General features: G+C 38.2%; 23 protein-coding genes. 14 read left to right on the forward strand and 9 right to left on the reverse strand.

Annotated elements, in window-relative coordinates; all coding sequences use genetic code 11:
* Positions 1-23: 23 nt before the first annotated feature.
* Complete coding sequence (locus tag JYB62_RS09105; protein ID WP_205645078.1) at positions 24-632, reverse strand: HD domain-containing protein; 609 nt, start codon at positions 630-632, stop codon at positions 24-26.
* Positions 633-702: 70 nt separating this feature from the next.
* Here JYB62_RS09105 and JYB62_RS09110 point away from each other — a divergent pair, with 70 nt between their 5' ends.
* Positions 703-1779 carry a PAS domain-containing protein gene (locus tag JYB62_RS09110; RefSeq protein WP_205645079.1) on the forward strand — a complete coding sequence of 359 codons (1077 nt, stop codon included), beginning with the start codon at positions 703-705 and terminating at the stop codon, positions 1777-1779.
* Between the two features lie 42 nt (positions 1780-1821).
* Here JYB62_RS09110 and JYB62_RS09115 read toward each other — a convergent pair whose 3' ends face one another.
* Positions 1822-2694: an SDR family oxidoreductase gene (locus tag JYB62_RS09115; protein ID WP_205645080.1), complete on the reverse strand. Its 873-nt coding sequence runs from the start codon at positions 2692-2694 to the stop codon at positions 1822-1824.
* Between the two features lie 103 nt (positions 2695-2797).
* On the opposite strand from JYB62_RS09115, the gene JYB62_RS09120 reads away from it, so the two are divergent.
* Positions 2798-3604 (forward strand): hypothetical protein, encoded by an 807-nt coding sequence (locus JYB62_RS09120; protein ID WP_205645081.1) that lies wholly within the window; start codon positions 2798-2800, stop codon positions 3602-3604.
* 46 nt (positions 3605-3650) lie between these two features.
* Here JYB62_RS09120 and ahcY read toward each other — a convergent pair whose 3' ends face one another.
* Both ahcY and JYB62_RS09130 read right to left on the reverse strand, forming a co-directional pair.
* Complete coding sequence (gene ahcY, locus JYB62_RS09125; RefSeq protein ID WP_205645082.1) at positions 3651-4970, reverse strand: adenosylhomocysteinase; 1320 nt, start codon at positions 4968-4970, stop codon at positions 3651-3653.
* Positions 4971-5052: 82 nt separating this feature from the next.
* Positions 5053-5814 (reverse strand): biotin--[acetyl-CoA-carboxylase] ligase, encoded by a 762-nt coding sequence (locus JYB62_RS09130; RefSeq protein ID WP_205645083.1) that lies wholly within the window; start codon positions 5812-5814, stop codon positions 5053-5055.
* A 60-nt stretch (positions 5815-5874) separates the two neighbouring features.
* Between JYB62_RS09130 and rsfS the strand changes: the two genes are divergently transcribed.
* From rsfS to JYB62_RS09150, 4 genes are all read left to right on the forward strand, one after another.
* The gene (rsfS, locus tag JYB62_RS09135) at positions 5875-6222 is read left to right on the forward strand and encodes a ribosome silencing factor (protein ID WP_074223143.1); all 348 of its coding nucleotides are present in this window, start codon (positions 5875-5877) and stop codon (positions 6220-6222) included.
* A gap of 65 nt (positions 6223-6287) precedes the next feature.
* Positions 6288-8354, forward strand: coding sequence for an ATP-dependent zinc metalloprotease FtsH (gene ftsH, locus JYB62_RS09140; protein WP_205645084.1), 2067 nt, complete (start codon positions 6288-6290; stop codon positions 8352-8354).
* 63 nt (positions 8355-8417) lie between these two features.
* Complete coding sequence (locus JYB62_RS09145) at positions 8418-9197, forward strand: UDP-2,3-diacylglucosamine diphosphatase (RefSeq protein WP_205645085.1); 780 nt, start codon at positions 8418-8420, stop codon at positions 9195-9197.
* Positions 9194-10021: a hypothetical protein gene (locus JYB62_RS09150; RefSeq protein WP_205645086.1), complete on the forward strand. Its 828-nt coding sequence runs from the start codon at positions 9194-9196 to the stop codon at positions 10019-10021. Before JYB62_RS09145 ends, JYB62_RS09150 begins: the two co-directional genes overlap by 4 nt.
* Before the next feature lie 33 nt (positions 10022-10054).
* On the opposite strand, the gene JYB62_RS09155 is transcribed toward JYB62_RS09150, so the two are convergent.
* Positions 10055-10912, reverse strand: coding sequence for an inositol oxygenase family protein (locus JYB62_RS09155; protein ID WP_205645087.1), 858 nt, complete (start codon positions 10910-10912; stop codon positions 10055-10057).
* Between the two features lie 39 nt (positions 10913-10951).
* Entirely contained in the window at positions 10952-12529 is a 1578-nt protein-coding gene (locus tag JYB62_RS09160) for a solute:sodium symporter family transporter (protein WP_205645088.1), read from the reverse strand.
* Positions 12530-12869: 340 nt separating this feature from the next.
* On the opposite strand from JYB62_RS09160, the gene JYB62_RS09165 reads away from it, so the two are divergent.
* The gene (locus JYB62_RS09165) at positions 12870-14291 is read left to right on the forward strand and encodes a hypothetical protein (RefSeq protein ID WP_205645089.1); all 1422 of its coding nucleotides are present in this window, start codon (positions 12870-12872) and stop codon (positions 14289-14291) included.
* Between the two features lie 46 nt (positions 14292-14337).
* Here JYB62_RS09165 and JYB62_RS09170 read toward each other — a convergent pair whose 3' ends face one another.
* Positions 14338-14766 carry an FKBP-type peptidyl-prolyl cis-trans isomerase gene (locus JYB62_RS09170; RefSeq protein ID WP_205645444.1) on the reverse strand — a complete coding sequence of 143 codons (429 nt, stop codon included), beginning with the start codon at positions 14764-14766 and terminating at the stop codon, positions 14338-14340.
* Positions 14767-14948: 182 nt separating this feature from the next.
* Here JYB62_RS09170 and JYB62_RS09175 point away from each other — a divergent pair, with 182 nt between their 5' ends.
* From JYB62_RS09175 to JYB62_RS09185, 3 genes are read left to right on the forward strand one after another with little or no spacing between them, the layout of a single operon-like run.
* A complete protein-coding gene (locus JYB62_RS09175; protein WP_205645090.1) occupies positions 14949-16331 on the forward strand; it encodes a sigma-54-dependent transcriptional regulator in 1383 nt (460 codons plus the stop codon).
* Positions 16321-17664 (forward strand): sensor histidine kinase, encoded by a 1344-nt coding sequence (locus tag JYB62_RS09180; RefSeq protein ID WP_205645091.1) that lies wholly within the window; start codon positions 16321-16323, stop codon positions 17662-17664. The genes JYB62_RS09175 and JYB62_RS09180 overlap by 11 nt, the downstream gene beginning before the upstream one ends.
* 12 nt (positions 17665-17676) lie before the next feature.
* Positions 17677-19203, forward strand: coding sequence for a glycosyltransferase family 39 protein (locus JYB62_RS09185; RefSeq protein WP_205645092.1), 1527 nt, complete (start codon positions 17677-17679; stop codon positions 19201-19203).
* Between the two features lie 65 nt (positions 19204-19268).
* On the opposite strand, the gene JYB62_RS09190 is transcribed toward JYB62_RS09185, so the two are convergent.
* Positions 19269-20069: a hypothetical protein gene (locus JYB62_RS09190; RefSeq protein WP_205645093.1), complete on the reverse strand. Its 801-nt coding sequence runs from the start codon at positions 20067-20069 to the stop codon at positions 19269-19271.
* A 385-nt stretch (positions 20070-20454) separates the two neighbouring features.
* Between JYB62_RS09190 and JYB62_RS09195 the strand changes: the two genes are divergently transcribed.
* Together JYB62_RS09195 and JYB62_RS09200 are read left to right on the forward strand one after the other, a co-directional pair.
* Entirely contained in the window at positions 20455-21240 is a 786-nt protein-coding gene (locus tag JYB62_RS09195) for a sialate O-acetylesterase (RefSeq protein WP_262897660.1), read from the forward strand.
* A gap of 97 nt (positions 21241-21337) precedes the next feature.
* Positions 21338-21799: a hypothetical protein gene (locus JYB62_RS09200; RefSeq protein WP_205645095.1), complete on the forward strand. Its 462-nt coding sequence runs from the start codon at positions 21338-21340 to the stop codon at positions 21797-21799.
* Positions 21800-21851: 52 nt separating this feature from the next.
* Here JYB62_RS09200 and JYB62_RS09205 read toward each other — a convergent pair whose 3' ends face one another.
* Positions 21852-24335, reverse strand: a complete 2484-nt coding sequence (locus JYB62_RS09205; RefSeq protein ID WP_205645096.1) for a S9 family peptidase — start codon at positions 24333-24335, stop codon at positions 21852-21854.
* Positions 24336-24577: 242 nt separating this feature from the next.
* Here JYB62_RS09205 and JYB62_RS09210 point away from each other — a divergent pair, with 242 nt between their 5' ends.
* Entirely contained in the window at positions 24578-25444 is an 867-nt protein-coding gene (locus JYB62_RS09210) for a UDP-2,3-diacylglucosamine diphosphatase (protein WP_205645097.1), read from the forward strand.
* Position 25445: 1 nt separating this feature from the next.
* Positions 25446-26564, forward strand: coding sequence for a glycosyltransferase family protein (locus JYB62_RS09215; protein WP_205645098.1), 1119 nt, complete (start codon positions 25446-25448; stop codon positions 26562-26564).
* Positions 26565-26568 lie beyond the last annotated feature (4 nt).

Here is a 26568-nt window from a genome sequence, read left to right on the forward strand (position 1 = left end):
TTAATTAAATTCTATTATTCCAATCATTCAAGTGCTGTAATTTGATGTGTAATCACAAATTGAATCAAATCCTCTACAGGAATACCTGCTCGTTGAGAAGCATCTTGAATATCTTCTCGGCTTACTTGAGCTGCAAAAGTTTTATCCTTCAATCGTTTCTTGACTCCTTTGACTTCCATACCCGCATATCCTGTGGGACGCATCAAAGAATAAGCATGCACGAATCCACTTAATTCATCAAAAGCATATAACATTTTATCCATTTCAGATTCAGGCTCTACTCCAAAATACCGAGGCCCATGGGAGGCTATGGCTCTTATCATTCCTGGATCTAAATTCCTGGACTCTAATTCTTCAATTATTTTCTTACAATGCTGATCAGGCCATTGATCCCAATCGGCATCATGAAGCAAACCAGCCAAATACCAGAGATGTTGAACTTCATCTGGGTAATTTTTACTATGTGCATAGGTTTTCATTAAATGCCCCACTTGAAGCATATGAACTTTTAATTTTTCGTTTTTCACCCATTCGTCCAGTAGAGTAAGTGCCTCTTCTTTTGAAATTGCTTTGCCTTCATTTTGTGGGTTTCCAAAACTACTTCTATTTAAATTCAACGTCTCTTGATTCATTTCAAATATATTTTTTTGTATTTTAAATTATATTTTATGTAATTAGATGCAAAATTTGCTATTTTCATAAATGATCAAGGTCAAAGCTTTAGAACTATTAGCCCAAGCAGCCATCACTTCAGAGTATTTCATGCAGGTGACCATGGATAAGACTGGATTAATTCTAAGTTCTGATTCAGGTATTGGCCCTATTCCATCACTTTTTGACAAAACCGAAAAACCAATTCATTTTCCCGATTGCTTCCTTTCTTCAGATTGGATAAAGTATGAAAATAATAGAATAAAAGCTTGGCATCATCACCAACAATCATTTTTGGTGGACCTTCAGAAAATTAACTATCCATCCGGAAATTTAATAAAAACCAGATGGGAGTTCTTTTTCATTTCAGAAGATTTTGGAACCTGTTTAGGGATTGGTCATCCCTTGGATCCTTTAAAGCCATACAATATAAGGTTGGGAGACTTTATGGATAGTGAAGATTCATCTTCCGAAATCATTGACACCCTATTGGAAGATAAATTATTGGGTTTTTGGGAATTCAACCCTTTTGAAAAAGTAAATACCATCAGCTCTGGACTAGCCCAAACCTTAGGGTACACGGAAGAAGAAATAGAAACAAAGGGCAAAATTTCTTGGGAGAAACACATCCATCAGGAAGATTACCGGCTATTAACTCAAGAACTAACACTTCATTTTAAATCCATTGGAAGTATTCCTTTTAAAAAGGAGTTTAGGTTAGTCTCTAAAAGAAATCAGACGATATGGGTAATCGCTTTCGGAAAAACCATCCAATGGACCGTGGAAGGAGTACCTAAAAAAGTACAAGGAATTATTTTGGATATAACTGAAAAGAAAAAACAGGATCTTTGGATGAAGGAACACCAATATTTTTTGAAAGAATTGGCATTCCAGCAATCCCATACCCTCCGGGCTAGAGTCGCCAATATTTTAGGACTAATTGATATTTTGGATATCGAACAGCAATCTATAGAATCCAAGCGAATATTAGACATCATCAAGAAAGAGACAGTTCAGCTTGACCAAGCCTTGAAAAAAAGCATCAAAGAGTCAGTTAATCAAAATAAAAATTTTGAAAAGGATTCAGACTCTCTTTCTTCAATTCAAAAAGAAGTCAAAAGTTCCTGATTTTCCATTTGGATTTTAAATAGCCCCAAATCACTTTGGGGCTTAGCGCTTTTTTCCCCTTGAGACTTCCATCATATCCCACATTTCCTCAGGGATTTGGTCCAAATTATTAAACTCGCCAGCCCCTTTTAACCATTCTCCACCATCAATGGTAATTACTTCTCCATTGACATAAGATGAATAATCAGAAACTAGATATGCTGCTAAATTGGCCAACTCTTGATGTTCTCCCACTCTACCTACGGGCACTTTTTTAGCGGGGTCAAATTTCTTTACCAAATCGCCTGGAAGCAACCTACTCCAAGCTCCTTCTGTCGGGAATGGACCAGGTGCAATGGCATTGGAGCGGATTCCATACTTTGCCCATTCCACCGCCAAAGATCTGGTCATAGCCAACACCCCTGCTTTTGCAGCTGCTGATGGAACAACATAAGCGGAACCTGTCCAAGCATAAGTAGTTACAATATTTAAAAATGTTCCTTTTTGTTTTTTTTCAATCCAGCTTTTCCCTGCTGTTAAAGTCACTTGTGAGGTACCTTTCAACACGATATCCAGCACTGTATTAAAAGCGTTGGTAGACAATCTCTCTGTGGGACTAATAAAATTTCCGGCTGCATTGTTTAAGACCACATCTATCTGGCCTAGTTCTGTCACAGCTGCACTCCACATGGCTTCTACCTGTTCAATATCCCGGACATCACAAGCCAAAGGAATTACTTTCCCTCCTTTTTGAGACATCATTTCATTTGCGGTTTCCTGCAGAATCTCCAATTTTCGAGAAGTAATCACCAGATTCGCCCCCAATTCCAAAAAATACTCTCCCATTGATTTCCCCAAACCTGTACCTCCTCCCGTAATGAGAATATTCTTTCCTTTTAAAGCTCCTTCTTTGAGCATACCATCTAAATAATTCATACTTATTTTGGATTCATTCCTACCCAAGATAGGCATTCGGCCTAGTAATTGAAAGGAAGAATTGTTCGCAAAAAGATTCTAATTTTACAGTAGTAGTTTACGCATGAAAAGATTCAACTTTTTTTTCATCCTTTTAAGTATCGCATTAGCTTCTTGTCAGGAGGATGCCGATAAAGTCATTAGCACAGATTTGCCTACAGAGGCCAATCAGCTATTTGACCTCAGCAATGCTTGGAGCGAAAGTTTATACTTTGCCTTACTTTCATTTGACGAATACCAGGCGATGGATACGGCCAGTACACTACCTGGCTGCCCAGAATTATTAATAGAAGAGGATACGAGAAAAGTATTCTTGAATTTTGATGCCGAAATCGAATGTGAACAGGCTGGAAATGATAAAAGGTCAGGAAAGATCGTTTTGGAATATGCACTATCAAATAGTAACTCAGCCACATGGACTCTAGAATATGATAATTATTCTTTCAATGGAAGTAGTGTCAAAGGTATCAGAAGTTTTAAAAAAGATAATTCCAATCAAATTATTGAAAGCTTTAACCCTATAACTCTAACCACAGAGGAAAAGCTAAACTCTGTCTTCTCTGGCGACATAAAACATTCAGGGGGAACGGTATTTTCCAATGGCATAGGCTTTATCTCTGGAGGGAACCTCCATGGAGTGAATCCGGCAGGAAGAGATTTTAACATTGAAATCCCTTTTGACAGATTGATGCTTTCCTCTTGCTTTCAGGAAAACAAATTGATGCCAGTAGCAGGTTCTGAAGTTTGGAGTGTTAGCCGAGGTTCCTCCAAAAATGTCACCTATCAGCTGCAATATGAATTATTGGATTCCTGTAATGTGGCCGCCAATGTTATCCTTCCTGACGGAAGGTCCCTTCTCTTAAACCCATAAAAAAAGGCAGCTTTAAGGCTGCCTTTTAATTTAAATCCAACTTTGATTAATATCTATAGTATTCCGGTTTGAATGGTCCTTCTACCGTCACACCAATATATTCCGCTTGTTCCTGAGAAAGAGTCTCAAGCTCAACTCCTAGTTTTGCTAAGTGCAAGGCTGCAACTTTTTCATCTAAATGCTTTGGAAGCACATAAACTCCTGGTTTATAATCTTCACTATTTTGCCATAACTCAAGTTGTGCCAAAGTCTGGTTAGTAAAGGAGTTTGACATCACAAATGAAGGGTGACCTGTAGCACAACCTAAATTCACCAATCTACCTTCAGCTAAGACAATAATTTCTTTACCATCAAGATCATACAAATCAACCTGTGGCTTGATGACATTTTTAGTATGGCCATAATTCTTATTCAACCAAGCCATGTCGATTTCATTGTCAAAATGACCAATATTACAAACAATGGCCTTATCTTTCATTCCTTTGAAATGCTCTTCAGAAAGGATGTCTTTGTTACCAGTAGCAGTAACTATAATATCTGCTTCCTTCACAGCATCCACCATTTTCTTAACAGCATAACCATCCATTGCTGCCTGAAGCGCACAGATTGGGTCAATTTCAGTAACAATTACTCTTGCACCAGCACCTCTCAAAGAAGCCGCAGAACCTTTTCCGACATCACCATATCCGGCAACAACAGCAACTTTACCTGCCATCATTACATCGGTTGCTCTTCTAATCGCATCTACTAAAGATTCTTTACAACCATACTTGTTATCAAACTTAGATTTGGTAACAGAATCGTTTACATTGATAGCTGGCATCGGAAGTGTACCATTCTTCATTCTTTCGTATAATCTATGAACACCTGTAGTGGTCTCTTCAGAAAGACCTTTGATACCTGCAACTAATTCAGGATACTGATCCAACACCATATTTGTCAAATCACCTCCATCATCCAAAATCATATTTAGTGGCTTACGATCTTCACCAAAGAACAAGGTTTGTTCGATACACCAATCAAATTCTTCTTCAGTTAAGCCTTTCCACGCATAAACTGAAATTCCTGCAGCAGCGATGGCAGCAGCAGCATGATCCTGTGTAGAAAAAATATTACAAGAAGACCAGGTAACCTCTGCTCCTAATTCCACTAATGTTTCTATCAATACTGCAGTTTGAATTGTCATGTGAAGACAACCTGCAATTCTCGCGTTTTTCAATGGCTTGGATGCTCCAAATTCTTCGCGAAGAGCCATCAATCCTGGCATTTCAGCTTCCGCTAATTTGATTTCTTTTCTTCCCCACTCAGCTAAAGAAATATCTTTAACCTTGTACTTTACGAATTTTTCAGATTTAGTTTCTGACATAATATTGATAGTTAACGAATTAAATTCTTTTAAAAACTCGGGCAAAGGTACCGTTTAAAATTCGGATTCTAAAATTCTCACGCTATTCCAAAAACATCACTTCCTTCAATTCGAAAGTTTGAATTTCTCCGGAATCCAATTTTATGTTTAGCTTACCGAATGAATCTATTCCAGTAATTTCCCCCCAAAACTTTTCTCCTCTCGACCCAAATTGAGCACGATGATTTTTTAAATACAAATGATTTAAATAGGCGTTTTTAATTTCTTTTTCCTTACCTCGCTTCAAAGACAAATAACTTTGCTCGATTCTAGTAATCAATATTCTAAAAAGCTCATTTAGGTCAAAAATGTTTTCAGTAATTTTAGCTAAAGAAGTGGCCTTGGTGTTTAAAAAAGACTTTTGATTGATATTTAATCCTACGCCCACAATGGCATGTTCCCAAGAATTTCCGGAAAAAGTATTTTCTATTAAAATTCCTCCAATTTTCCCTTCTCCTGGAATTAAAACGTCATTAGGCCATTTTACTTTTACCTCTGATAAATAATCTTCTAAAAAAATACGAACTCCATTCGATATACTCATGTTCAATAAGAACTGGTCTGTTATATCCAAAAAATCAGGTTTCAGAACTAAAGAGAAAGTAAGATTCTTTCCTGCTTCTGATTCCCAAACATTACCACGCTGGCCTTTACCTTTTGTCTGATGACCACAGATGATGATACTGCCTTCAGAAACCTGACGAAGCCTGACCATCTGTAAAGCAATGTCATTGGTAGAGTGACAGTCTGGCAGGAAATGTACATCTTTCCCTAAAAAAATGGTGTTGGCAAGAATTTTATACATAAATTTTAGATTCACTGGAAAAAGCAGGATTTTCCAGCTCACAAAAATAAAACAATAATAATGACAGCAGAAGAGCTGAGCAAAGTTATCATTAAGGGAATGGAAGAAAAAAAAGCTTCTGACATTATCTTGATGGACCTTAGACATATAAAGAATTCCGTTACCGATTTTTTTGTGATTTGCTCCGGCAACTCAGATACACAGTTGGATGCAATCTCTGATTCCATTGAGGAACAAGTGATCAAAGCTGGTGACAAAGGACCTTGGAGGAATGAAGGTAAAAATAGCAGAAATTGGATTTTAATGGATTATGTGGACGTAGTTGCCCACATTTTTCTTAAAGACAAACGGGAGTTTTACGGCCTCGAAGATTTATGGGGAGATGCAAAAGTTACACACATAGGCTAAAAACCCACAAACTTTACCCAACCTATTCCGTTTTACCTTAAGTTTACAGAATTACCCATTATGCGATGAGCGATAAAAATAAAAACAAAAAATTATTACCAAAGACACCTCAACAAAAACCGAATTTTCAACTTTGGTTGATCATTGCGGCAGTTTTGGTACTACTTGGCCTTACTTGGATACAACAAAGGTCAGCAGTGATAGATATTACGCAGAAGAAGTTTGAAGACATGTATTTGGCCGGTGACGTTTCTAAAGTCGTAATGGTCAAAAACATGGAAAGAGTAGACATCACCCTAAAGCCTTCTGTCTTATCTGAGCCTAAATATAAAAATGAATTGGAGTCCAACTCTACGTTCTTTAATCCATCTGGGCCTCACTATTCCTTTCAAGTAGCTTCAGTTGATAAGTTTGCGAATGATTTTGATGCATTAAAAGAGCAAGCAGATCCTGCAAATAGAATCGATCTAGAGGTATCCACGGAAGAAAATTGGAGTAGTTACTTCAGCAGCTTCGGTTTCTTAATCTTGTTGTTTGTATTCTTCTGGTTTATGATGAGAAGAATGGCAGGTCCATCTGGGCCTGGAGGACAGATTTTCAATGTTGGTAAATCAAAAGCCCAATTATTTGATGCCGAAAACAAGGTCAAAATTACCTTTGACAATGTGGCAGGCCTAGACGAAGCAAAAGAGGAAATCCAAGAGATTGTAGAATTCCTTAAAAACCCAGGGAAATTCACCAAACTAGGAGGTAAAATACCTAAAGGTGCTTTGCTTGTAGGACCTCCGGGAACTGGTAAAACCTTACTGGCTAAAGCAGTAGCAGGTGAAGCAGCAGTACCTTTCTTTACGCTATCAGGATCTGATTTCGTAGAGATGTTCGTAGGGGTAGGAGCTGCTAGAGTAAGAGATCTGTTTAAGCAAGCAAAAGAAAAGGCTCCTTGTATCATCTTTATTGATGAGATCGATGCGATCGGTAGATCTAGAGGAAAAGGTCAAATGCCTGGTTCCAATGATGAAAGAGAAAACACATTGAATTCGCTTTTGGTAGAAATGGATGGTTTTGGAACTGACTCTGGTGTAATCGTTTTGGCAGCTACCAACAGACCTGATGTATTAGATAGCGCGTTATTGAGAGCAGGAAGATTCGATAGACAAATCTCTATTGACAAACCAGATATTGTAGGTAGAGAGGCCATCTTTAAAGTACATTTGAAGCCTATCAAAACCAGTCCGGATATTGATCCTAAAAAACTGGCAGCACAAACTCCAGGCTTTGCAGGGGCAGAAATTGCAAATGTTTGTAATGAAGCAGCCTTGATCGCAGCCAGAAGAAATAAATCTGCAGTGGATATGGAAGATTTCCAAGACGCCATTGACAGAACAATTGGAGGACTTGAAAAGAGAAATAAGATTATTTCTCCAGAAGAGAAAAAAATTGTGGCTTACCACGAAGCAGGACATGCAGTGGCTGGCTGGTTCTTGGAACATGCAGACCCTTTGGTAAAAGTAAGTATCGTACCAAGAGGAATTGCAGCGCTAGGATATGCCCAGTATTTACCAAAAGAACAGTTTTTATATCAAACTGATCAATTGATAGACGAAATGTGCATGACCTTGGGTGGTAGAGCAGCGGAAGAAATCATCTTCAAAAAAATCTCAACGGGAGCCTTAAGTGACTTGGAAAGAGTTACTAAAATGGCTTATTCAATTGTATCTGTATATGGTATGAACGATAAGATTGGAAATGTTTCCTTTTACGATTCCAAAGGAGATAATTATAAAATGACCAAGCCTTACTCCGAAACCACCGCAGAAACAATTGATGAGGAGGTTAGACAATTGATCCAGAAGGCCTATACCAGAACCAAGGAATTACTGGAGCATAGAATTAAAGAATTGGAAATCTTGGCGAAAGAACTTCTTGAGAAAGAAATCCTTTTCCAGGCTGATCTGGAACGCTTGATTGGGAAAAGACCTTTTGAAACAGAGACTACTTATCAGGCTTACACCAATAAAAAAGAAAGTGCTCCTGTTCCTGTCATTGATCAACTAGAGGAACCTACCCTTGATCCTGATGAAAAAACAACAGATGAGGCTACTTCAGTCACGGAACCGAAGGAAGAAAAATAACAAATTAAAAAGCCCCTTCTCAAGGGGCTTTTTTTTTAATCCGCTACCCGATTATCTTTATTCATGCAACTAGCCAACCTAACCATCGAACCCAACGGAAAGAAGATCTTCTTTGCATCGGATTTTCATTTAGGTACACCCAATACTCAGGCCAGTAAAGGGAGAGAGCAAAAAATCATTCGATGGCTGGATAGCATTCAAGACCAGGCATCTGCCATTTTTTTGGTAGGTGATATTTTTGACTTTTGGTTCGAATATGGAAAGGTAATCCCCAAAGGATTTATTCCCTTCATTTCTAAGATGTCCCAACTACGAGATCGAAATATTCCAGTGTATTTCTTTACTGGAAATCACGATCTCTGGATGAAAGACTATTTTACGGAGGAATTAGGCATCCCTGTGTTTCATGATCCGATTCAAATCACGGTAGGTTCCAAGACTCTAATGGTTGGCCATGGTGATGGATTGGGACCAGGAGATAATTCTTATAAATTCCTGAAAAAGGTTTTTGTACACCCTTTATCCAAATGGCTTTTTAAATGGCTCCATCCGGACATCGGCATTTCTATTGCCCATGCCTGGTCAGGACATAGTCGAATTACCAATATGGAAAAAGATGAAAACCGCTTCTTAGGAGATGACGAATGGCTGTGGGCATATTGCAAGGAAATTGAAGCAGAATCTCATCATGACTATTACATCTTTGGCCATCGACATTTACCTCTGGAACTGGAAGTAGGAACCAACGCTACCTATTTCAATCTTGGGGAGTGGGTTAGTCAATATACTTATCTTGAATTTGATGGCAATTCCAAACCCGTTTTAAAAACATTTGAAGGATGAAAAACTGGCTTGTCTTCCTCTTTCTACTTTGCCCCCTTCTTTCATGGGGGCAGGAACTAGAAGAATTTGGCAAGCCGCTTTCTGAAATTAGTATTAGGGATTTAGACCTGGTATCTATGGATACGAAGGACCAGATCTTTATTAGCAATAGTCGTGGTGATATTTTCCAATTCAATAGAACAGGAGAACAACTGAATTTATTCTCCCCTACTAGACAAGGAAGACTACATCAATTGGAGGCTGCATGGACCGTAAATATTTTTAGTTTTTCTGCTGATCTTCAAGAGTATCGGATCCTAGATCGATTTCTGAATCTTCTCTCTGAAAAAGGATTTTTTCAAACAGAGATCCAGCTCGCCAAAGCAGCTTCTCTTGGCAATAACAATATTATATGGGTCTGGGATGAATCTGACCTCAACCTGAAGATTTTAGATTATCGTAGAAATTTGATTACTCAATCTCAACCCTTAAACTTGATCCTAAACCTGGAAAACCTGAATGTATTAGAAATCCGCGAGTTCAAAAACAGACTATTCATGAATGTGAAAAATGAAGGAATCTTCTTATTTGACAATCAAGGCAATTTTTTAAAAAAAATAAATCTTCAAACAGATCAACGACTTTGCTTTTATAAAGAACACCTATTCTGGCTTGAAGGAGGAAAAATCAAGGCCATTTCTCTTCAAAATCAAGAAGTGAAGGAAATAGCCAACTACCCTGCCCCATTCATGCAAATCCAACTAGGACAAGAAATCATCACATTAATTTCTAAAGACAAAATTACGGTTTACCCATTTCCTAAAAAGATCAAAGAATTGAATTAAAAAACCGAAGCGTTTACTTCGGTTTTTAAGGGATTAGAACTTTAAGGTATCTGGTAAATATTTCGAAGCCAAATCCTCATAATATGGTCTCAATTCCTTCACATTGGGAGGTACAGCAGCTTTGGAATACAAATCATAAGGATTGAATTTATTAACCCATTCAAACAATCGATGATCTTCCTTATTCATTAAATGACTATAGGCATTTTCACGGTGTTGGGCATAAAAACTATGATATCTCAACATAGCCAAGCCTTCCTCAGGCAAATAGTCTTTCATGATTTGGTAAATGTATTCATCATGCCCCCAAGACATATGGACATTATCTAAACCACAATTTGGCTCGTATACGCCGAATTTGGTATTAAACCTTGGGTCGTTGTAATCTGGATTTTCCTTGAAAAATTCAGGGTAAACGATTTTGTCAGAATGTTTACAACCTACCGGAAAAGTATCGCCTACCACACACCACTGAGGTTCACCAAACAAGCAAAGTACTTTACCCAGATCGTGCAAAAACCCTGTCAAAACAAACCAATCGGGATGACCATCGGCTCGAATGGCCTCAGAAGTCTGTAGTAAATGTTGTGTTTGATCCAAATCCGTATCGGGATCCGAATCATCCACCAAAGTATTTAGAAACTCTACGGCCTCCCAAAGTGTCATCTCTCTTTTATCGAATTTCAAAAACTCTCGTTCCTTCTCCAAAACAAAATCATAGGTTTGATTCAAGTGATTGATCCGATAAAATTCCTTGACTGTTTCCCTTTGAGGATCTTCGTAATTTCTAAACTCCTCTTTCGCTTTTTCTGGCTTTCCATTCTCAGGATAACGTTTTAAAAGATCCTCTTCCCAGAGTTCTTCCATTTGGTGTGGAGTTATTTCTTTCATACTCTTAAAATTTAATCTAATATAAAGGTTTTCAAAATGTTAATTACCTAACCAAACATAAATCAATACAGTCAAGATCACTAAGACAAGTCCAAGTAGCTTCGCATACTTCCAGGGCTGTAATTCTATAGGACTGATATCAGAAGGTTTAAAAGTGTTGCTATTAGGAGAAAAATAGGAAACCGTAAACATAACCCCCATATTCAACAGAAATTCAATACCCCAAATATGCACAAAATGAATATTCACTTTCAGAATGAAAACAGCTAAAATATAAAAAGCAAGTCCGACAAATAAGCCCACCTTCGCTCCTAATGCTGAAATTCTAGGGAGAAACAGTCCAGCTATAATGACCGAGGCAATAGGAATGAAGAAAATCCCATTTAATTGCTGCAGTAATTGATAAAGGCCATCAGGAGCACCCGCAACCAAAGGGGCTGCCATTATAGCACAAATCGCCAATACGATGGATGTCAACTTACCTACCCAAACCAATTCTTTCTCATTGGCATCGAGCTTAATATGTCGTTTATATATCCCCAAACTGAATAAGGTTGCAGTACTATTCAAAACACTGTTGAAAGTACTCAATACTGCTCCCATCACCACTGCTGCAAAAAAGCCTGTGAGCCCTACCGGTAGCACTTTTTTGATTAATTCCGGATAGATCATATCCTGATTGTCATAGAGGCTATCTCCAAAATAATAAAATCCTATTACCCCTGGTAAGATGATAATTAAGGGAATGAATAGTTTGAATACACCAGTGTACAACAAGCCTTTTTGAGCCTCTGCCAAATTTTGAGCTCCAAATGCTCTTTGAATGATCGTTTGATTCATACACCAGAAATACAACTGGTTAATCATCAGGCCTGTAAATATGGTTTCAAAAGGAAGAACAGAGTCCTTTGCTCCTATCACATTAAACTTTTCGGGGGCAGCATGGTATACCTTGCCCAAACCTGCAATCATATTCCCTTCTCCAATATCCCAAAGTGCAAATCCTAATACCAGTAGTCCTCCAGCAAACAAGCCAATCCCATTGATGGAATCTGAAAATGCGACTGCTTTAAGCCCTCCAAAAATCGCATATACAGAACCAATCACTCCGATCGCAATCACCGTGACCCACAACCCTTCTTGTTGACTGATTTGTAGATTTTCGGATACATCGAAGATACTTTCCAGGTTGATTGCGCCTGTGTACAATACAATAGGAAGAAGAGTCACTACAAATGAAACGATCAGAAATAATGCGACCATCGTTCGTGTGACTTTGTCAAACCTATATTCCAAATATTGAGGAATGGTTGTCAAGCCCATCCTTAGAAAACTTGGGATAAAGTATAAGGCTCCAATGACCAAAGCTATGGCCGAAGTGACCTCCCAGGCTATGATAATAAATCCATTCTTATAAGCAGACCCATTCATTCCTATGAGATGTTCTGTAGAAATATTTGTCAATAACATGGATCCGGCAATGACCACTCCAGTCAAACTTTTCCCTCCTAAAAAATATCCATCTTGGGTATCCAGTTTATCTTTTCGGAGTTTATACCAAGAAAAAAACGCTACAAATGCCGTGAAGGCTAAAAAGGAAATAATTGTTAGGGTCATGCTAATTGTATTGGATTAAACCAACGACTTAATATACTTCAGATAAATAAAAAAATTAGGGCGTAATTACGAAATCGATTACGTTCTTCCCTCCTTTTGATCAAAAATTCCTTAGAAAATGACCAAATTCTAAAAATCCTACTATCATAATATTTGTAACATTGTCAGTTGAAAAGATTATCAAATAATTCAATAAAGCTGACCAATGCCCACTTTTAAATCCCTCGCCTTACTCCTGATAATTCTAGCTATAGCAAGTATTAACAGTAAGAAGGATTCTATTTTTTTTAAGAATGAGAATTCAAGGTTCCCATTGATAATCCATTCATCGAATCAAGACTTGAACGAGGCATTCAATTGGGCTCAGGGAAAAGCCCTCTCCTATGTACAAACTGGAAAGACAGGACCAATCAACGCTTGGGAAAATGGACCAGGAACTGACACAGTTAATTACCTTCCCTCCTATTGGGCAGGGTACCCTAAACGCACCGCTTTTTATTCAAGGGATTTCTGCCATCAGCTAGAAGGAGCCCATTTCTTGGGGTTGGAGGAAGAAAACTTCACCATGTTGAAAGCATTTGCGGCATCAGCCAATTCCAGTAAAAAATGGTTTCCTCTATGGGCCATTAATTTCGATGGTTCGCCCTATACTATAGATTATAAATCTGATTCCAATTTTGTCAGAGAAGTTCCTGCTACCTTTGAGCTGGTAGAAAAAGCCTATGAGTTGTACTCCTGGACAGGAGATGACAGGTACATTCAGGATTCCCATTTGTGGGAATTCTATGAGAAATCAGTTTCAAAGTTTATTGAACTGCACGATGTACAAATTCCCAATGGTATTGCCGAGGGTACAGGAAAAGGGATTTTTGACGGAGCAGCTTCCTACAACGAACAAAAAGATCAACCACTTATCGAAGCTGGCGATGCATTAGCGAGCCAATACAAGGCCTACCTCGCATTCGCACAATTTGCTCAACTAAAGGGTAATGAAAAGGACTTTCTTGAGTTTTCCCTAAAAGCTGAACAACTTAAAAACCTCTTTAATGAAGGCTGGGGGATCAAAAACACCACGCTTTACAACCGGGGTTATTTAGCAAATGGAACTCCTGTGGATGGATGGGGAAAGGAAAATTCATGGTTTATGCCCATGAAAGGCATCACTGAATTTGGCTCAAAAAGAACATTGAAATACTTGGCATTTATTGATGAGCGATTAGAGTCCAAAGCTGATATTCCTGATAATATTGAAGCAATCAGTTACATACCAGAAATGTTCTTCCTCCACCATCAAAATGAATTGGGTTGGAAATGGTTGACTTACATCCTAGAAAAATTAGACCAGGAACATTCCTATTCCTCAGCTACAGGAAGAAATGGGGATTACCCAGAAGTATCTTATGTATTAATTCGAAATGTGGTCATTGATCTTCTTGGAATCAAACCCCATGCATCAGAAAATGAAATCAGTACCTTATCCCACCTTCCCAAGTCATTGAAGTTTTTGGGAGTCCAAAACATCACATTAGGTAACTCTAAGCTTGCTGTACATCATGAAGGAACAAAAAAAAGCACCCTCAACTATCAAATAGGTTCCAAACCTTTGACATGGAAAGCTGAGTTTCTGGGAACTCATCCAGAGTTGTTGGTGAATGGAAAAAAAGTAACTGCACAATCCTACCAAGATGAGGGAGTAAGAAAATCAAGCGTGGTAGTTCAACTTTTACCTGGAGAAGGTATAACTATACAAACAGTGAAATAAAAAAGGCCCATTTCAAAATGGGCCTTTTTGAAAATTCATCTCTGGATTAACCGATTTTCATCAATTCAATATCGAAAATCAAATCCTTTCCAGCCAACTGGTGATTTGCATCCAATGTGATTTTTTGCTCATCTATATGAGTTACAATAACAGGCATTGGCTGACCATTTTGCCCCTGAAGAGTCAATTGCATTCCAACTTCTGGTTTAATGTCTGCTGGAACTTGCTCAATAGGAACATCGATCATCATATCATCTCTTTTTTCACCATAGGCCTCAGCTGCAGGTATGGTCACAGTTTTTTTATCGCCAACAGCCATTCCATCAACAGCTGCATCAAATCCTTGAATCATTTGACCTGCACCAAGAGTGAAACCTAGAGGTTCTCTGTTTACTGAAGAATCAAAAACACTTCCATCTTCCAACTTTCCGGTGTAGTGCACTTGCACCGCATCGCCTTTTTTAGCTTGCATGATATTTCATTTGGTTAAAGCGCAAAGTTACATAAATCTTTTGGGCCTAAAAACCCGGACAATATTGTCCGAAAACAGTATAAAATCGTACATTTATGGACACTTCTATCGAAAAAACGGGGTTAAAAGGCCAAAATCAGCCTTGGCACTATTTTCCCCTTATTATTAGGACAAACAATACACCAATGGAAAATCAAGATCTTGGAAGAATACTCATCATTGACGATAACGAGGATTTACTATTTGCAGCAAAAATGCTTTTAAAGAAGCATGCCAAAGAAGTATCTATAGAAAAAGATCCACGAAGAATACCCTTTTTGATCAACAACAATTCCTATGATGTAATTTTGTTGGACATGAATTTCCGGGAAGATACTACTTCCGGAAAAGAGGGATTTCATTGGTTGAAGCAAATTAAGGAGATTGACCCAAAAGCCGTAGTCATTCTCATTACTGCGTTTGGAGATGTGGAAATGGCTGTGCAAGCTTTGAAAGAAGGAGCAACTGACTTTATTCTTAAGCCATGGCAAAATGAAAAGCTATTGGCAACCCTTTCCTCAGCGGTGAGACTGAAGGAGAGTTACAATGAAGTAGAAAAGCTGAATAAGAAACAAAAGCAGCTGCAGTCTGATTTGAAAAAGCCCTATAGCGACATTATCGGGCAAAGTGCTTCTATGAAAAACATCTTTTCAATTATAGATAAAGTCGCTCAAACGGATGCCAACATATTGATATTAGGAGAAAACGGTACCGGAAAAGAATTGATCGCCCGAGCGATTCACGATCGATCCTTGCGAAAAGATGAAATTTTTGTAGGAGTGGATATGGGAGCAATTACAGAAACACTTTTCGAATCCGAACTATTCGGCCATAAAAGAGGCGCATTTACAGATGCCAAAGACGATAGAGCAGGTAGATTTGAAGTAGCGGACAAAGGCACCTTATTCCTGGATGAAATCGGGAATTTGTCCATGCCATTGCAATCCAAATTATTGACTGTACTACAAAAAAGGGAAGTCACTCGAATTGGTACCAATAAAGCCATCCCAGTAGATATTCGATTGATTTGCGCTACCAATATGCACGTGCATGAAATGGTCATGGAAAACACCTTCCGCCAAGATTTACTCTATAGAATAAACACGGTGGAAATTTTCCTTCCTCCACTTCGTGAAAGACAAGATGATATTCCTGTTTTGGCAAATCACTTTCTAAAAAATTACAGCCAGAAATACCGTAAAAATTTCAGTGGGTTCAATGAGTCTGCCATGGATTTACTTCAACGATACAACTGGCCAGGTAACATCCGAGAACTGCAGCATGCGATAGAAAGAGCCATCATCATGGCCGAAGGAGAAGAATTGGACTCTAGAGACTTCTTCTTCCTTTCTGCCAAACCCTCCTCGGATAAAGTTCCGGCAAACAACACCTTGAATCTCGATGATATGGAGAGAAGCACCATTCAACGAGCCATAGATAAAAATGGAGGAAACATTTCCAAAGCAGCAAAAGAACTGGGCTTAACTCGAGCTTCTCTTTATAGAAGATTAGAAAAATATGGATTATAAAGTTGGCTTACTGGGTAGAATTGCCTTTCTAGCCGCTACTCTTTTCCTAATGGCATATACCATTTTCGATGAATGGGGAGTCTTTATGATCTCCCTTTTCTTGATATTGGTAGTGATACAGATTATTTTCTTCCTAAAATACTCTGAAAGCTCTTTTAAGAAAGTTCGGGTATTTTTGGATAACATCAAACAGGATAAATATACCCAACTCTATCCCGTCAAATTCGATGGGACTGAAACCGATGATCTTCATATTGAATTCAATGCTATTCTCGCCAAACTAAAAGAGGATCAAGCAGAAAAAGAAGCACAATACCAGTATTTCAGATCTGTTTTTAAACACCTCAGCATAGGCTTGATTACCTATGGGGAAAACGGAAATATCCAAATCATCAATACCGCAGCCAAAAGAATTCTAGATATAGAAGAGTTAAAAAACATCTCTCAAATTGAAGGAATAAACAAAGAGCTTCATTTAGCAATCCAAAACCTAAGGACAGGGGGTTCTGAATTAATCAAAATTGCCCATCCAGACGGAATCATGCAGTTATCGGTCTATGTGATAGAACTCTTGATGAGAGGTGAAAAATTCAAATTGGTTTCTTTACAAAATATTCAATCTGAACTCGAAGAGAAAGAAATGGAGGCTTGGCAGAATCTTGTGAAGATTCTTACCCATGAAATCATGAATTCCATAGCTCCGATCTCTTCTTTGGCAGGAACTATCAAAGAAGAAATTGAGTCCAAGATGGATGACGTAAGTCAGGTTAGCCCCTCTGATATGGAGGATTACCTGATGGGTATTAGTACCATTGAAAAACGAAGTCAAGGTTTAATCAATTTTGTTTCTGACTTCAGAAGTTTAGCGCATATCCCTACTCCTAAATTCAGTAGTATTGGTATTGCGAAACTATTTGATCAACTTGAGGTACTACTTGCGCATCAATTAGAGAGCAAAAATATCACCTTGCGAAAGGAACTCAATCCACCTGAATTAATTCTTTTCGGAGATCAGACTCAAATTGAGCAAGTACTGATCAACCTTGCACAAAACGCCATTCATGCTGTTGAGGATGCTGAAATCAAAGTGATTACCTTTCGTGCTTTTATAGATGAAGCTGGTAAAATCATTTTGGAAGTAAGTGACACAGGAAAAGGAATAGAAGAAGAAGCACTGAGCAAAATCTTCATCCCTTTCTTCACCACCAAAAAGAAAGGCTCAGGGATTGGTTTGAGTCTTTCCAAGCAGATCATGCGTAGACACAAAGGCAATATTCAAGTTCGGTCTGCGATCGAAGAAGGGACTACATTCAAGCTGATCTTTAACGGGTAATCCAGTAGATTTATGAGTCGCAATAATTGGTACTTAGTAGGATTTGTATTGATCAAAATCTTGCTTCAATACCTTTTGATAGATTCTAGCTATGAACTACACCGTGATGAGTTCCTGCACTTAGACCAGGCTCATCATCTGGATTGGGGCTATATTTCTGTTCCTCCCGTCACTTCTTGGTTTTCCTATTTGATTTACCTGCTTGGCTACACAGAGTTTTGGGTAAAGTTTATCCCAGCCTTATTAGGTGCTTTGACCATTGTAATAGTTTGGAAAACCATTGAAAGTTTTGGAGGCAATCTCTTTGCATTATCATTAGCAGCCATCGGCTTGATTTTCTCAGCTTTGCCAAGGTTAAATTTACTTTTTCAACCGAATTCCTTCGATATTCTTGCTTGGACTTTTATTCTATATGCTTTGATTAACTTTTTCAAAACTGAAAAAACGTCATGGTTATATTGGATGGGAGTCGGATTTGGTTTTGGATTTCTAAATAAATACAATGTTGCTTTTCTCGCCATCGGGTTATTCATTGGTTTATTGTTAACCCCAGAAAGAAAAATTTTCAAAAACCCACATCTCTACGGTGGACTGGGAGTAGCTACACTGATTGCATTACCTAATCTTTGGTGGCAATGGACCAATGATTTTCCGGTAATCTGGCATATGCGTATGCTAAGTAGATATCAATTGGTGAATATAAATCGATTGGATTTTTTGACGGATCAACCCACCTTCTTTATCGGGTCTATATTTATCATCATTGCCGGATTGATTTCATTTTTCACGCAACCTCATTTCAAAAAATATAAATTTCTCTTTTTTACCCTTATTGCTACACTGACGGTATTTACTTATTTCCGAGCAAAGGCTTATTATGCAATAGGCCTATATCCTATTTATTTTTCCTTTGGAGCTATCTACTTATCTCAACTTCTAAAAGATGGAAAGAAACGCTATCTCAAGCCTCTCGCTTTAATCCTCCCCATAGGAGTCTTCACGGCAATCGCACCTTTGATCTTTCCAATTAGTAATCCAAAAAACCTCAAATCTGTATATGAGAGGTATCCAGATTTGGGACTGACACGCTGGGAGGATGGAAAAACATATGATATACCTCAGGATTTTGCGGATATGTTGGGATGGAAAGAATTGGCAGAAAAAGTAGATCTTGCCTATTCTAAGATTCCTAATGATGAATATACTGTTATAATTTGTGACAATTATGGACAAGCTGGCGCCATAAACTTTTACACTAAAACAAAAGGCTTGCAGGCAGTGACCATGAATGCTGATTATGTCAACTGGATTGACCTCAGCAAGCCGATCAAGAATGTAATCTTGGTCAGGGAATCGGATGACAACGTCAGTGAAAGAGAGGTGTCATTATTTGAAAAATCAGAACATATTGGCAGTATCACTAATCCTAATGCCCGTGAATTCGGAACACTCGTTCATCTGTTGATTGGAGCAAAGACAGACGTAAATGAAATTCTAGCTGATGAAATCCAGGAGAAGAAGGCCGAATTGAGACAATAGATCAAAAAAAATCCGCGCGAATCAAATCGCACGGATAAATTATTTTAGTATTTACTGGATTAAAATTAATCCTTCAACGTTACGGTTCTGGTTACTTCATTAAATCCACCAGGGATCAAGTTTCCTTCCGCATCCAATAATTCCAACTTGATTGTTGCCTCTCCTTTTGGAAGTCCTTTGATGATATACGGAGCCCACTCTGTGATCATAAATTCTTGATCGTTGATTGTTGCTCTCACTTTGTTTCCATCTTCAGACAAGGTGGTATTCAATAAAAAGAAATCCAACATTAGATTCTCAGTATCAGCACCACTGTACTCCCCCTTTGGTCGGCTATAAATTAGGGTTGGTTTCTCCAAATCTACTCCTAGATCATCTCCAGCATCACCAACTATAATCTTTTTAGCTACAAACGAATTGGCATTTTTTACAGATTCATGGTAAGATCTGCTCAAGAATGCAACTAAGTAATGTGTTCCTTCAGATACTTCTTTTTTAAATTCAGGCTCATAATGCGCTGAATATGGATCGTTGTCCATAATGAAGTGAATATGCTGACCATTTCCAGAGTTCGCCATTTGTGCAGCAACTCCATTTTTCTCTGTTTGAGCTCCCAGCTCATAATCCCCCACTTCAAATGCAAAATCCACTTCTCCAGGTGCTGCAATTGTCAAATTGCTTGGTTTGGTTAATTTCAAAGATGAATTAGCATAGGCAGGAGAATCCGTAAATTTTTCAATAGAAATGCTTGCAGAAGTACTCATTTCTGTCTCCTCCATCATCATTTCTTCATTTTCTGATTTTTGAGGCTGGCAACTTGCGGCAATTAAAAGTGCTGCAGCTGCTCCTACTATTCTAATGTTCATAATTTTCATTTTTGGTAGTTGTTTTAGATAAAAGTCACAAATGCTATTCCAGCAATTAGGTGAATAAATCCTAGGTTTAAGATTCGATCTCATTTTCAAGGGTTTAAACAAAAAGCGCTGAATTAACATTCATTTTGGCGTGAAATTAGTCAAGAAGCCTTCCATATTCCAATTTTAGGGGCTTTTTTCCGAGAACAACTCTCAATTTGATTGAGAATTTCATCTTAAAAAAGGAAAAGGATTATCAATAATAAAGGTCTAACTTAATGAATTGAGAACTTCTTCCCCAAATCAGGGAATTCGATTCTGTCTACTTTTGAATTAAACCATTTTTAGAAAAAGAATGAAAACACTTAGTTTGATAATTTCCACTATCTGCACAGTAATGTTGCTCCATTTTGAGGTTACCGACCCAAACAGGAATTTGAGTTCAAACTCGAAGAAAAAGGACTTCCACCTGTATTTGTTAATGGGCCAATCTAATATGGCAGGGAGAGGATTAGTACAATCAATTGATACGATTACGCACCCTCGTGTAATGATGCTTGATGAAAATCAACAATGGGTGTTAGCAAAGGACCCCATGCATTTTGATAAACCAATAGCAGGCGTAGGCCTAGGGCTTACTTTTGGGAAGATAATGGCCAACGAAAACCCAAACATTACCATCGGTTTAATTCCAACGGCAGTAGGCGGAAGTTCTATCAATGCTTGGTTTGCGGATTCTTTACACCAGCAAACGAATGCATACCCTTACAATGACATGATCCTTAGGGCAAAGGAAGCAATGAAAGATGGAACTCTAAAAGGCATCTTATGGCATCAAGGAGAATCTGATTCAGGAAATGAAGCCTCTGTGGCTGGGTATTCCCAAAAATTCTTGGCCATGGTAGATTCTCTAAAAAAGGATTTAGGGGTAGAATCAATCCCTATTGTAACAGGTGAATTAGGATACTTTTTTTATGAAAGGTCCCCATTGGCGGAGCAGTTAAACGGAGAGTTAAATAAGCTTACCAAAGAAAATGAGTGCTTAAGTTTAGTGAGTGCTCAAGGATTAAATCACAAAGGAGATCAAACCCATTTCGACTCAGATTCCTACCATGAATTAGGACGTCGGTATGCTCAAAAAATGATTGAACTTCAAACCACTTGTTCCACGGTTATTAAATAAATATAGTTAAATAATTAAGGTTTTATTCTTTTTCTCAACTATTCATTTTTATAATTGACTATATTAATGAGGATCAAATCGTTATCATTATAAATAAATGAAATTAACAGCTTTTTCAATTTTTCTTTTTTTCATTCAGGATGTTGCCTTTGCACAAGATTTCAAGCCATTATTAGACCCAACAAATGCCTGTTCGTATACAAACCCTATTAAACCCGAGGGGTCCAAAACAGGGTATTTCTTTATTGTGGAAGAAATGCCAAGGCCCAAAAAAACACTGTCTTCCATTGAGAAACTTCTCCAAAAGAAGGTGACACATCAAGACATTCCTACAGGACCAATCGTCTTTCAAACGCTAATAAACTGTGAAGGGAAAGCAAGTGATTATCAATTATTATCCTGTAATTCCGAAACTGCCTTCGTGTGTAAACAAGTATTGGAAATTTTTCAGAAAGAAATAGAATGGGATGCTGGAAAACAAAGAAATCGAAACGTGGATGTACTGATGAAAGTGGCCATAAAATTTGAAGAAGGCCAATTTAGAGTCGTTTTGACGTAAAAAGCCTGACTCTTTATGGAATCAGGCTTTAGTCTTTATCTGAAAATCTTATTTATTTAGTCTGGGCTTTTTCACGTTGGAATTCCAACATATCCACAGGAGGTGGTGTATTATCTCCCAATAAATGCTGCACAAAATAATCTCCCATCCTCCAGAAGAAATACTCGGTCATATCACCGTAACCATGTCTTTGACCAGGAAGCATTACAAAGTCAAAGCGCTTTCCTGCCTTGATTAAAGCATTCGCCATGCGAATGGTATTCGCTGGATGCACGTTGTTATCTACATCTCCGTGAGAGAGCATCAAGTGCCCTTTTAGATTTTTGGCGAGATCTGGGTTCTTCTCAATCTGGTAAACAAAAGTAGTATCCCCTTTAGGAGAAATTTGCTCTTTCACGCCATGGTGCTTTTCTGACCACCAACGATTATAAATATTGTTTTCATGGTTCCCCGCTGAAGAAACAGCTACTTTGAAAATGTCAGGATAGACCAACATGGCAGCGGTAGACATGAATCCACCTCCTGAGTGACCATGGATTCCCACTTTGGATTTATCAATAAAATCATATCGATCTGACAATTGCTCTATGGCAGCCTTTTTATCCGCTAAACCGTAATCCCTCAAATCACCATATCCATAATTATGGTACCACTTGGATCTTCCAGGGTGCCCTCCTCTATTTCCAAGAGTAATCACGACAAAACCAAATTGTGCCAATCGATCTGTTCGATCCAATCTTGCTGAAAACGATTTGTTTACCGCCTCCGTCTGAGGTCCGGGATACACATATTCGATCAGTGGATATTTGCGGGTTGAATCAAAATCAAAGGGCTTGTACATTACACCATACAAATCGGTAATCCCGTCATCTGCTTTAAAGGTAAAAGGTTCTGGAAATTGATACCCCGCAGCAAACAATTGAGTTAAATCCGCTGTTTCCAAATCCATCACTTTCGAACCATTTCTATCTTTCAATTCGGAAACCGGGGTAGTATTTACTCTTGAATACGTATTGACAAAATAAGTCCCACCATCATTCATATCCGAAGAATGGTTGAAATCTCCTTTGTTTAGAAGTGTGATCGCGCCACCATCTAAACTCACGGAATATAAATGTTCATAGTAAGGATCCTCTCCCTTTTCTCTTCCATTGGCAACGAAAAACAGTCTTCTGCCTTTATCGTCGACACGCTCTACACGGTCGGTATGAAATGCACCTGAAGTCAACTGCCTCTTCAAGGCCCCATCTTTTCCATAAAGGTAAAAATGCCCCCAGCCATCACGTTCTGACCAGAAAATTAACTCCTCTCCTCCATTCACCAATTCAGGGCGGCTTAAGTCTATATAGGTATTGCTACGCTCTTCAATCACCACCTCTTTTTCTCCTGTACGAAGATTCCATCTTGCGATGTCTACTTTTTTCAGATCCCTGGAAGTGATTCCAAAGTAAAATTCATCTTCATTTCCCAACCATGTTGCAGCTCTAAAATCATCATCTCTTGCATTTGCAGGAGCTGGCGTCGACCAAAGAGAAATTGTTTGATCTTTAAAGGTACCTACTGGTAAATTCTTCAATTCTTCAGAGTCAAAAGAGTAATGGTATAGATAGACAATAGACTGCTCCTTCTCTCCGGGCATGGCATATTTATAAGTCTCTAAAGTAGGACGAGGATCTCTCGTATTGTGAAGAACCCAAAGATCTTTTACTTTTCTATCATCAGAGCGGGTAAATACAAATTGGGTAGATGCTTCATTCCAAAGCACTCCAACTCGCTTTCTCTTATCTTTATTTTTTTCAACTTCCACATTATCCTCTCCTCTTCCACTAAAGCCATAACCAAAATCTTCCTCTCCATCAGTAGTGATTTGATGCTCCACAATGGCACTGTCTTTCTCATCTTTTACAGCTTTGAGGAAATTTTCTTTGTCCATCCAAAACAAGTTATGATGCTTCGCAAATACCACTTTGGATGAATCTGGAGATATTGAAGCCCAGGACAATCGTTTTGGATCTTCCTCTGTATCTGTAATTTCTACCAATTGCTGGTTACCGATATTGTATTCGAAAACAAAAGTCTTTTTTTCCAGCGAGTCTTTTGCATTTTTATTTTTTTCCTTGATTTCTGCCCAATCTTTTTTCAGGACTTCTTCAGTGCCTTTGATTTTAAACCGGATAGTGTTTTCATCTTCTAAAAACTTCAAATCATCTAAATCCAGGTGCTGCCCATCTACAGGATCTTTCATGATTTTGGTGATTTCCATTGCCAATTTATCCTTGTCAAAAAGGCTGGATTTGGTTTTCCTTGCAGGGTCTACGATGTACCAGTTATTTCCATCGCTGGTTTTGTATTCATACCAAAACCGATCAGATTTTTTCAACCAATGCGGAGACACAGAAGTTGAAAAGACCATTTTTCTCATTTTTTCTGGTGAAAATCGAGCTGCCAATTCATAATTCCCTTGATAAACTTTTTCTTGGGCAATAGCCCCTGTAAGAATCAAGAATAATGTTGAAAAGAGTAAGAGTTTCTTCATAGGGTTTACATTTGAACCAATAAATCTAGGGTGAAAGTGAATTTTTTATATCACCATTAATATAATAAATGGGATGTTTAGCCTTAGTCTTGAACAAATTAGCCTCTACATACCGATTTTTAATCTTAGCTTAATTTTATCATCATACTAATCCTAAAAGCTTTCATAATCATAGCTTTTTGATAAAACCAATTTCATTCTTAGTTGATTTTCGGTGTATACATTGAGATCAAAACAGAAGTGTGAAAACCAAATTCAAAACAATCGTGGTTTCCGATGTGCATTTGGGAACAAAGGGCTCCAAAGCCAAAGAAATTTCCAGATTCTTAAAGATGTATGAATGTGAAAACCTAATCCTGAATGGTGATATCATAGATGGTTGGCAGCTCAAAAAATCAGGTTCATGGAAAAGGAAACACACACGATTTTTTAATAGAATAATAAAAATGATGGAAAACAAAGACACCAAAGTCTTCTATCTACGCGGGAACCATGATGATTTTTTAGAACAAATTTTACCTCTTCGAATAGGAAATCTTTCCATCCAATTAGATATGATTTATGAGAGTAATGGTAAAAAATACTTCATTACACATGGGGATGTTTTTGACAGCATTACTACAAACTTGAGATGGATTGCCTACATCGGTGATGTGGGCTACACATTTTTGCTTTGGCTAAATCGGGTGGTCAATTATTACAGGTACAAAAGAGGTCTTTCTTATTTTTCCTTATCAAAATATGTCAAAGGAAAAGTAAAATCAGCGGTTTCCTACATCGATCAATATGAGGTGGAACTTGCCAAAATGGCAAAGTCCAAAGGTTGCGATGGAATCATTTGTGGGCATATTCACAAAGCCGAAAACCGAATGATTGATGGGATAGAATACCTGAATTCGGGAGATTGGGTGGAAACAATGAGTGCATTGGCAGAGGACCATGAGGGAAATTGGCAATTGATTTATTACAATGAAATCAGCTTCAAGTCCTCTGAAGATCATGTAATACTTCCTGTGCAAAACCCAACCCATCAAATTATTCCACTCAAGGAAGTATCCTTTAACAAATCGGATGATCCAAATTTGGAAAATCCTTCATTTAGAATTTAAGATGAAATTTCTTTTTATAGTTCAAGGAGAAGGCAGAGGACATTTGACGCAAGCAATTGCCTTCTCAAAAATGCTGGAGGTCCAAGGCCATCAAATCACAGCAGTTATTGTTGGGAAAAGTAAAAGGAGGATTATCCCTGATTTTTTTATTCAGCAGATCCCTTCAAAAATCTATCCCTTAGAAAGTCCAAATTTTGAAACTGACAAAGGGGAAAAAAGAATCCTGATCGGCAAAACGATTACCAAAAACCTGAGGAAATCGCCCGTATTTTTCAAAAGTCTTCAACAAATAGATGAAATAGTCAAAGCTACTGAACCTGACATCATTCTTAATTTTTACGATTTGATTGGAGGATTTTACAATGCTTTTTTTCGTCCCAAAACCCATTTCTGGGTAATCGGACACCAGTATCTGATGCATCATCCTTCCTATAAATTTGCCAGATCTTTCGCTTTTCAGAAAGAACTTTTTCAGCTCAACACCTGGTTGACAGCTCTTGGAGCAGATAAAAAAATCGCGTTGGCTTTCAAACCTCTATCCAAGGTTCATGAGAACAAACTGATAATTGCGCCTCCACTTCTTCGGGAAGAAGTCAAGCATCTCAACCCACGATCAGGCAATTTTATCTTGGCCTACATGGTAAACCCTGGGTATGCAACAGAAGTAATTTCCTTTGCTAAAAAACATCCACATCTGCGAATCAAGGCCTATTGGGATAAGAAGAACGCTAAGGAAACGGAAAATCCACTTCCTAATTTGTCCTTTCATAAAATCCATGACAGGCATTTTTTGAAAGATATGGCAGCATGCAGCGGGTTGGTTTGTACGGCCGGTTTTGAATCCGTCTGCGAGGCATTATTTCTTAAAAAACCGGTGATGGTGATCCCGGTAAAAGGGCAATACGAACAAGCCTGCAATGCACTAGATACGGTGGAATCTGGAGTAGGTATCTCTTCTAAAAATTTTGACTTTGGAAAACTTGAATCGAGGATTGCTCCCAATCAAAAAACAACGGATGATTTTCAGGATTGGGCAGGTAAATGGAATGTCGTTCTAAATCAGATTTTGCCAGAAACAAAAATGACTGAGCCAGTAATAGAACTTGCTCAGTCACTTTAATAAG

The sequence above is a fragment of the Algoriphagus lutimaris genome (assembly GCF_017051705.1).
GTDB classification, from domain to species: domain Bacteria; phylum Bacteroidota; class Bacteroidia; order Cytophagales; family Cyclobacteriaceae; genus Algoriphagus; species Algoriphagus lutimaris.

Bases quoted from the DNA above. Each gene is read 5' to 3' on its own strand.
- JYB62_RS09150 (WP_205645086.1), top strand. From the start codon at position 9,194: ATGAAAAACTGGCTTGTCTTCCTCTTTCTACTTTGCCCCCTTCTTTCA.
- JYB62_RS09215 (WP_205645098.1), top strand. From the start codon at position 25,446: ATGAAATTTCTTTTTATAGTTCAAGGAGAAGGCAGAGGACATTTGACG.
- JYB62_RS09185 (WP_205645092.1), top strand. From the start codon at position 17,677: ATGAGTCGCAATAATTGGTACTTAGTAGGATTTGTATTGATCAAAATC.
- ahcY (WP_205645082.1), bottom strand. From the start codon at position 4,970: ATGTCAGAAACTAAATCTGAAAAATTCGTAAAGTACAAGGTTAAAGAT.
- JYB62_RS09200 (WP_205645095.1), top strand. From the start codon at position 21,338: ATGAAATTAACAGCTTTTTCAATTTTTCTTTTTTTCATTCAGGATGTT.
- JYB62_RS09115 (WP_205645080.1), bottom strand. From the start codon at position 2,694: ATGAATTATTTAGATGGTATGCTCAAAGAAGGAGCTTTAAAAGGAAAG.
- JYB62_RS09205 (WP_205645096.1), bottom strand. From the start codon at position 24,335: ATGAAGAAACTCTTACTCTTTTCAACATTATTCTTGATTCTTACAGGG.
- JYB62_RS09190 (WP_205645093.1), bottom strand. From the start codon at position 20,069: ATGAACATTAGAATAGTAGGAGCAGCTGCAGCACTTTTAATTGCCGCA.
- JYB62_RS09130 (WP_205645083.1), bottom strand. From the start codon at position 5,814: ATGTATAAAATTCTTGCCAACACCATTTTTTTAGGGAAAGATGTACAT.
- ftsH (WP_205645084.1), top strand. From the start codon at position 6,288: ATGAGCGATAAAAATAAAAACAAAAAATTATTACCAAAGACACCTCAA.
- JYB62_RS09120 (WP_205645081.1), top strand. From the start codon at position 2,798: ATGAAAAGATTCAACTTTTTTTTCATCCTTTTAAGTATCGCATTAGCT.
- rsfS (WP_074223143.1), top strand. From the start codon at position 5,875: ATGACAGCAGAAGAGCTGAGCAAAGTTATCATTAAGGGAATGGAAGAA.
- JYB62_RS09110 (WP_205645079.1), top strand. From the start codon at position 703: ATGATCAAGGTCAAAGCTTTAGAACTATTAGCCCAAGCAGCCATCACT.
- JYB62_RS09175 (WP_205645090.1), top strand. From the start codon at position 14,949: ATGGAAAATCAAGATCTTGGAAGAATACTCATCATTGACGATAACGAG.
- JYB62_RS09195 (WP_262897660.1), top strand. From the start codon at position 20,455: ATGTTGCTCCATTTTGAGGTTACCGACCCAAACAGGAATTTGAGTTCA.
- JYB62_RS09160 (WP_205645088.1), bottom strand. From the start codon at position 12,529: ATGACCCTAACAATTATTTCCTTTTTAGCCTTCACGGCATTTGTAGCG.
- JYB62_RS09145 (WP_205645085.1), top strand. From the start codon at position 8,418: ATGCAACTAGCCAACCTAACCATCGAACCCAACGGAAAGAAGATCTTC.
- JYB62_RS09180 (WP_205645091.1), top strand. From the start codon at position 16,321: ATGGATTATAAAGTTGGCTTACTGGGTAGAATTGCCTTTCTAGCCGCT.
- JYB62_RS09105 (WP_205645078.1), bottom strand. From the start codon at position 632: ATGAATCAAGAGACGTTGAATTTAAATAGAAGTAGTTTTGGAAACCCA.
- JYB62_RS09155 (WP_205645087.1), bottom strand. From the start codon at position 10,912: ATGAAAGAAATAACTCCACACCAAATGGAAGAACTCTGGGAAGAGGAT.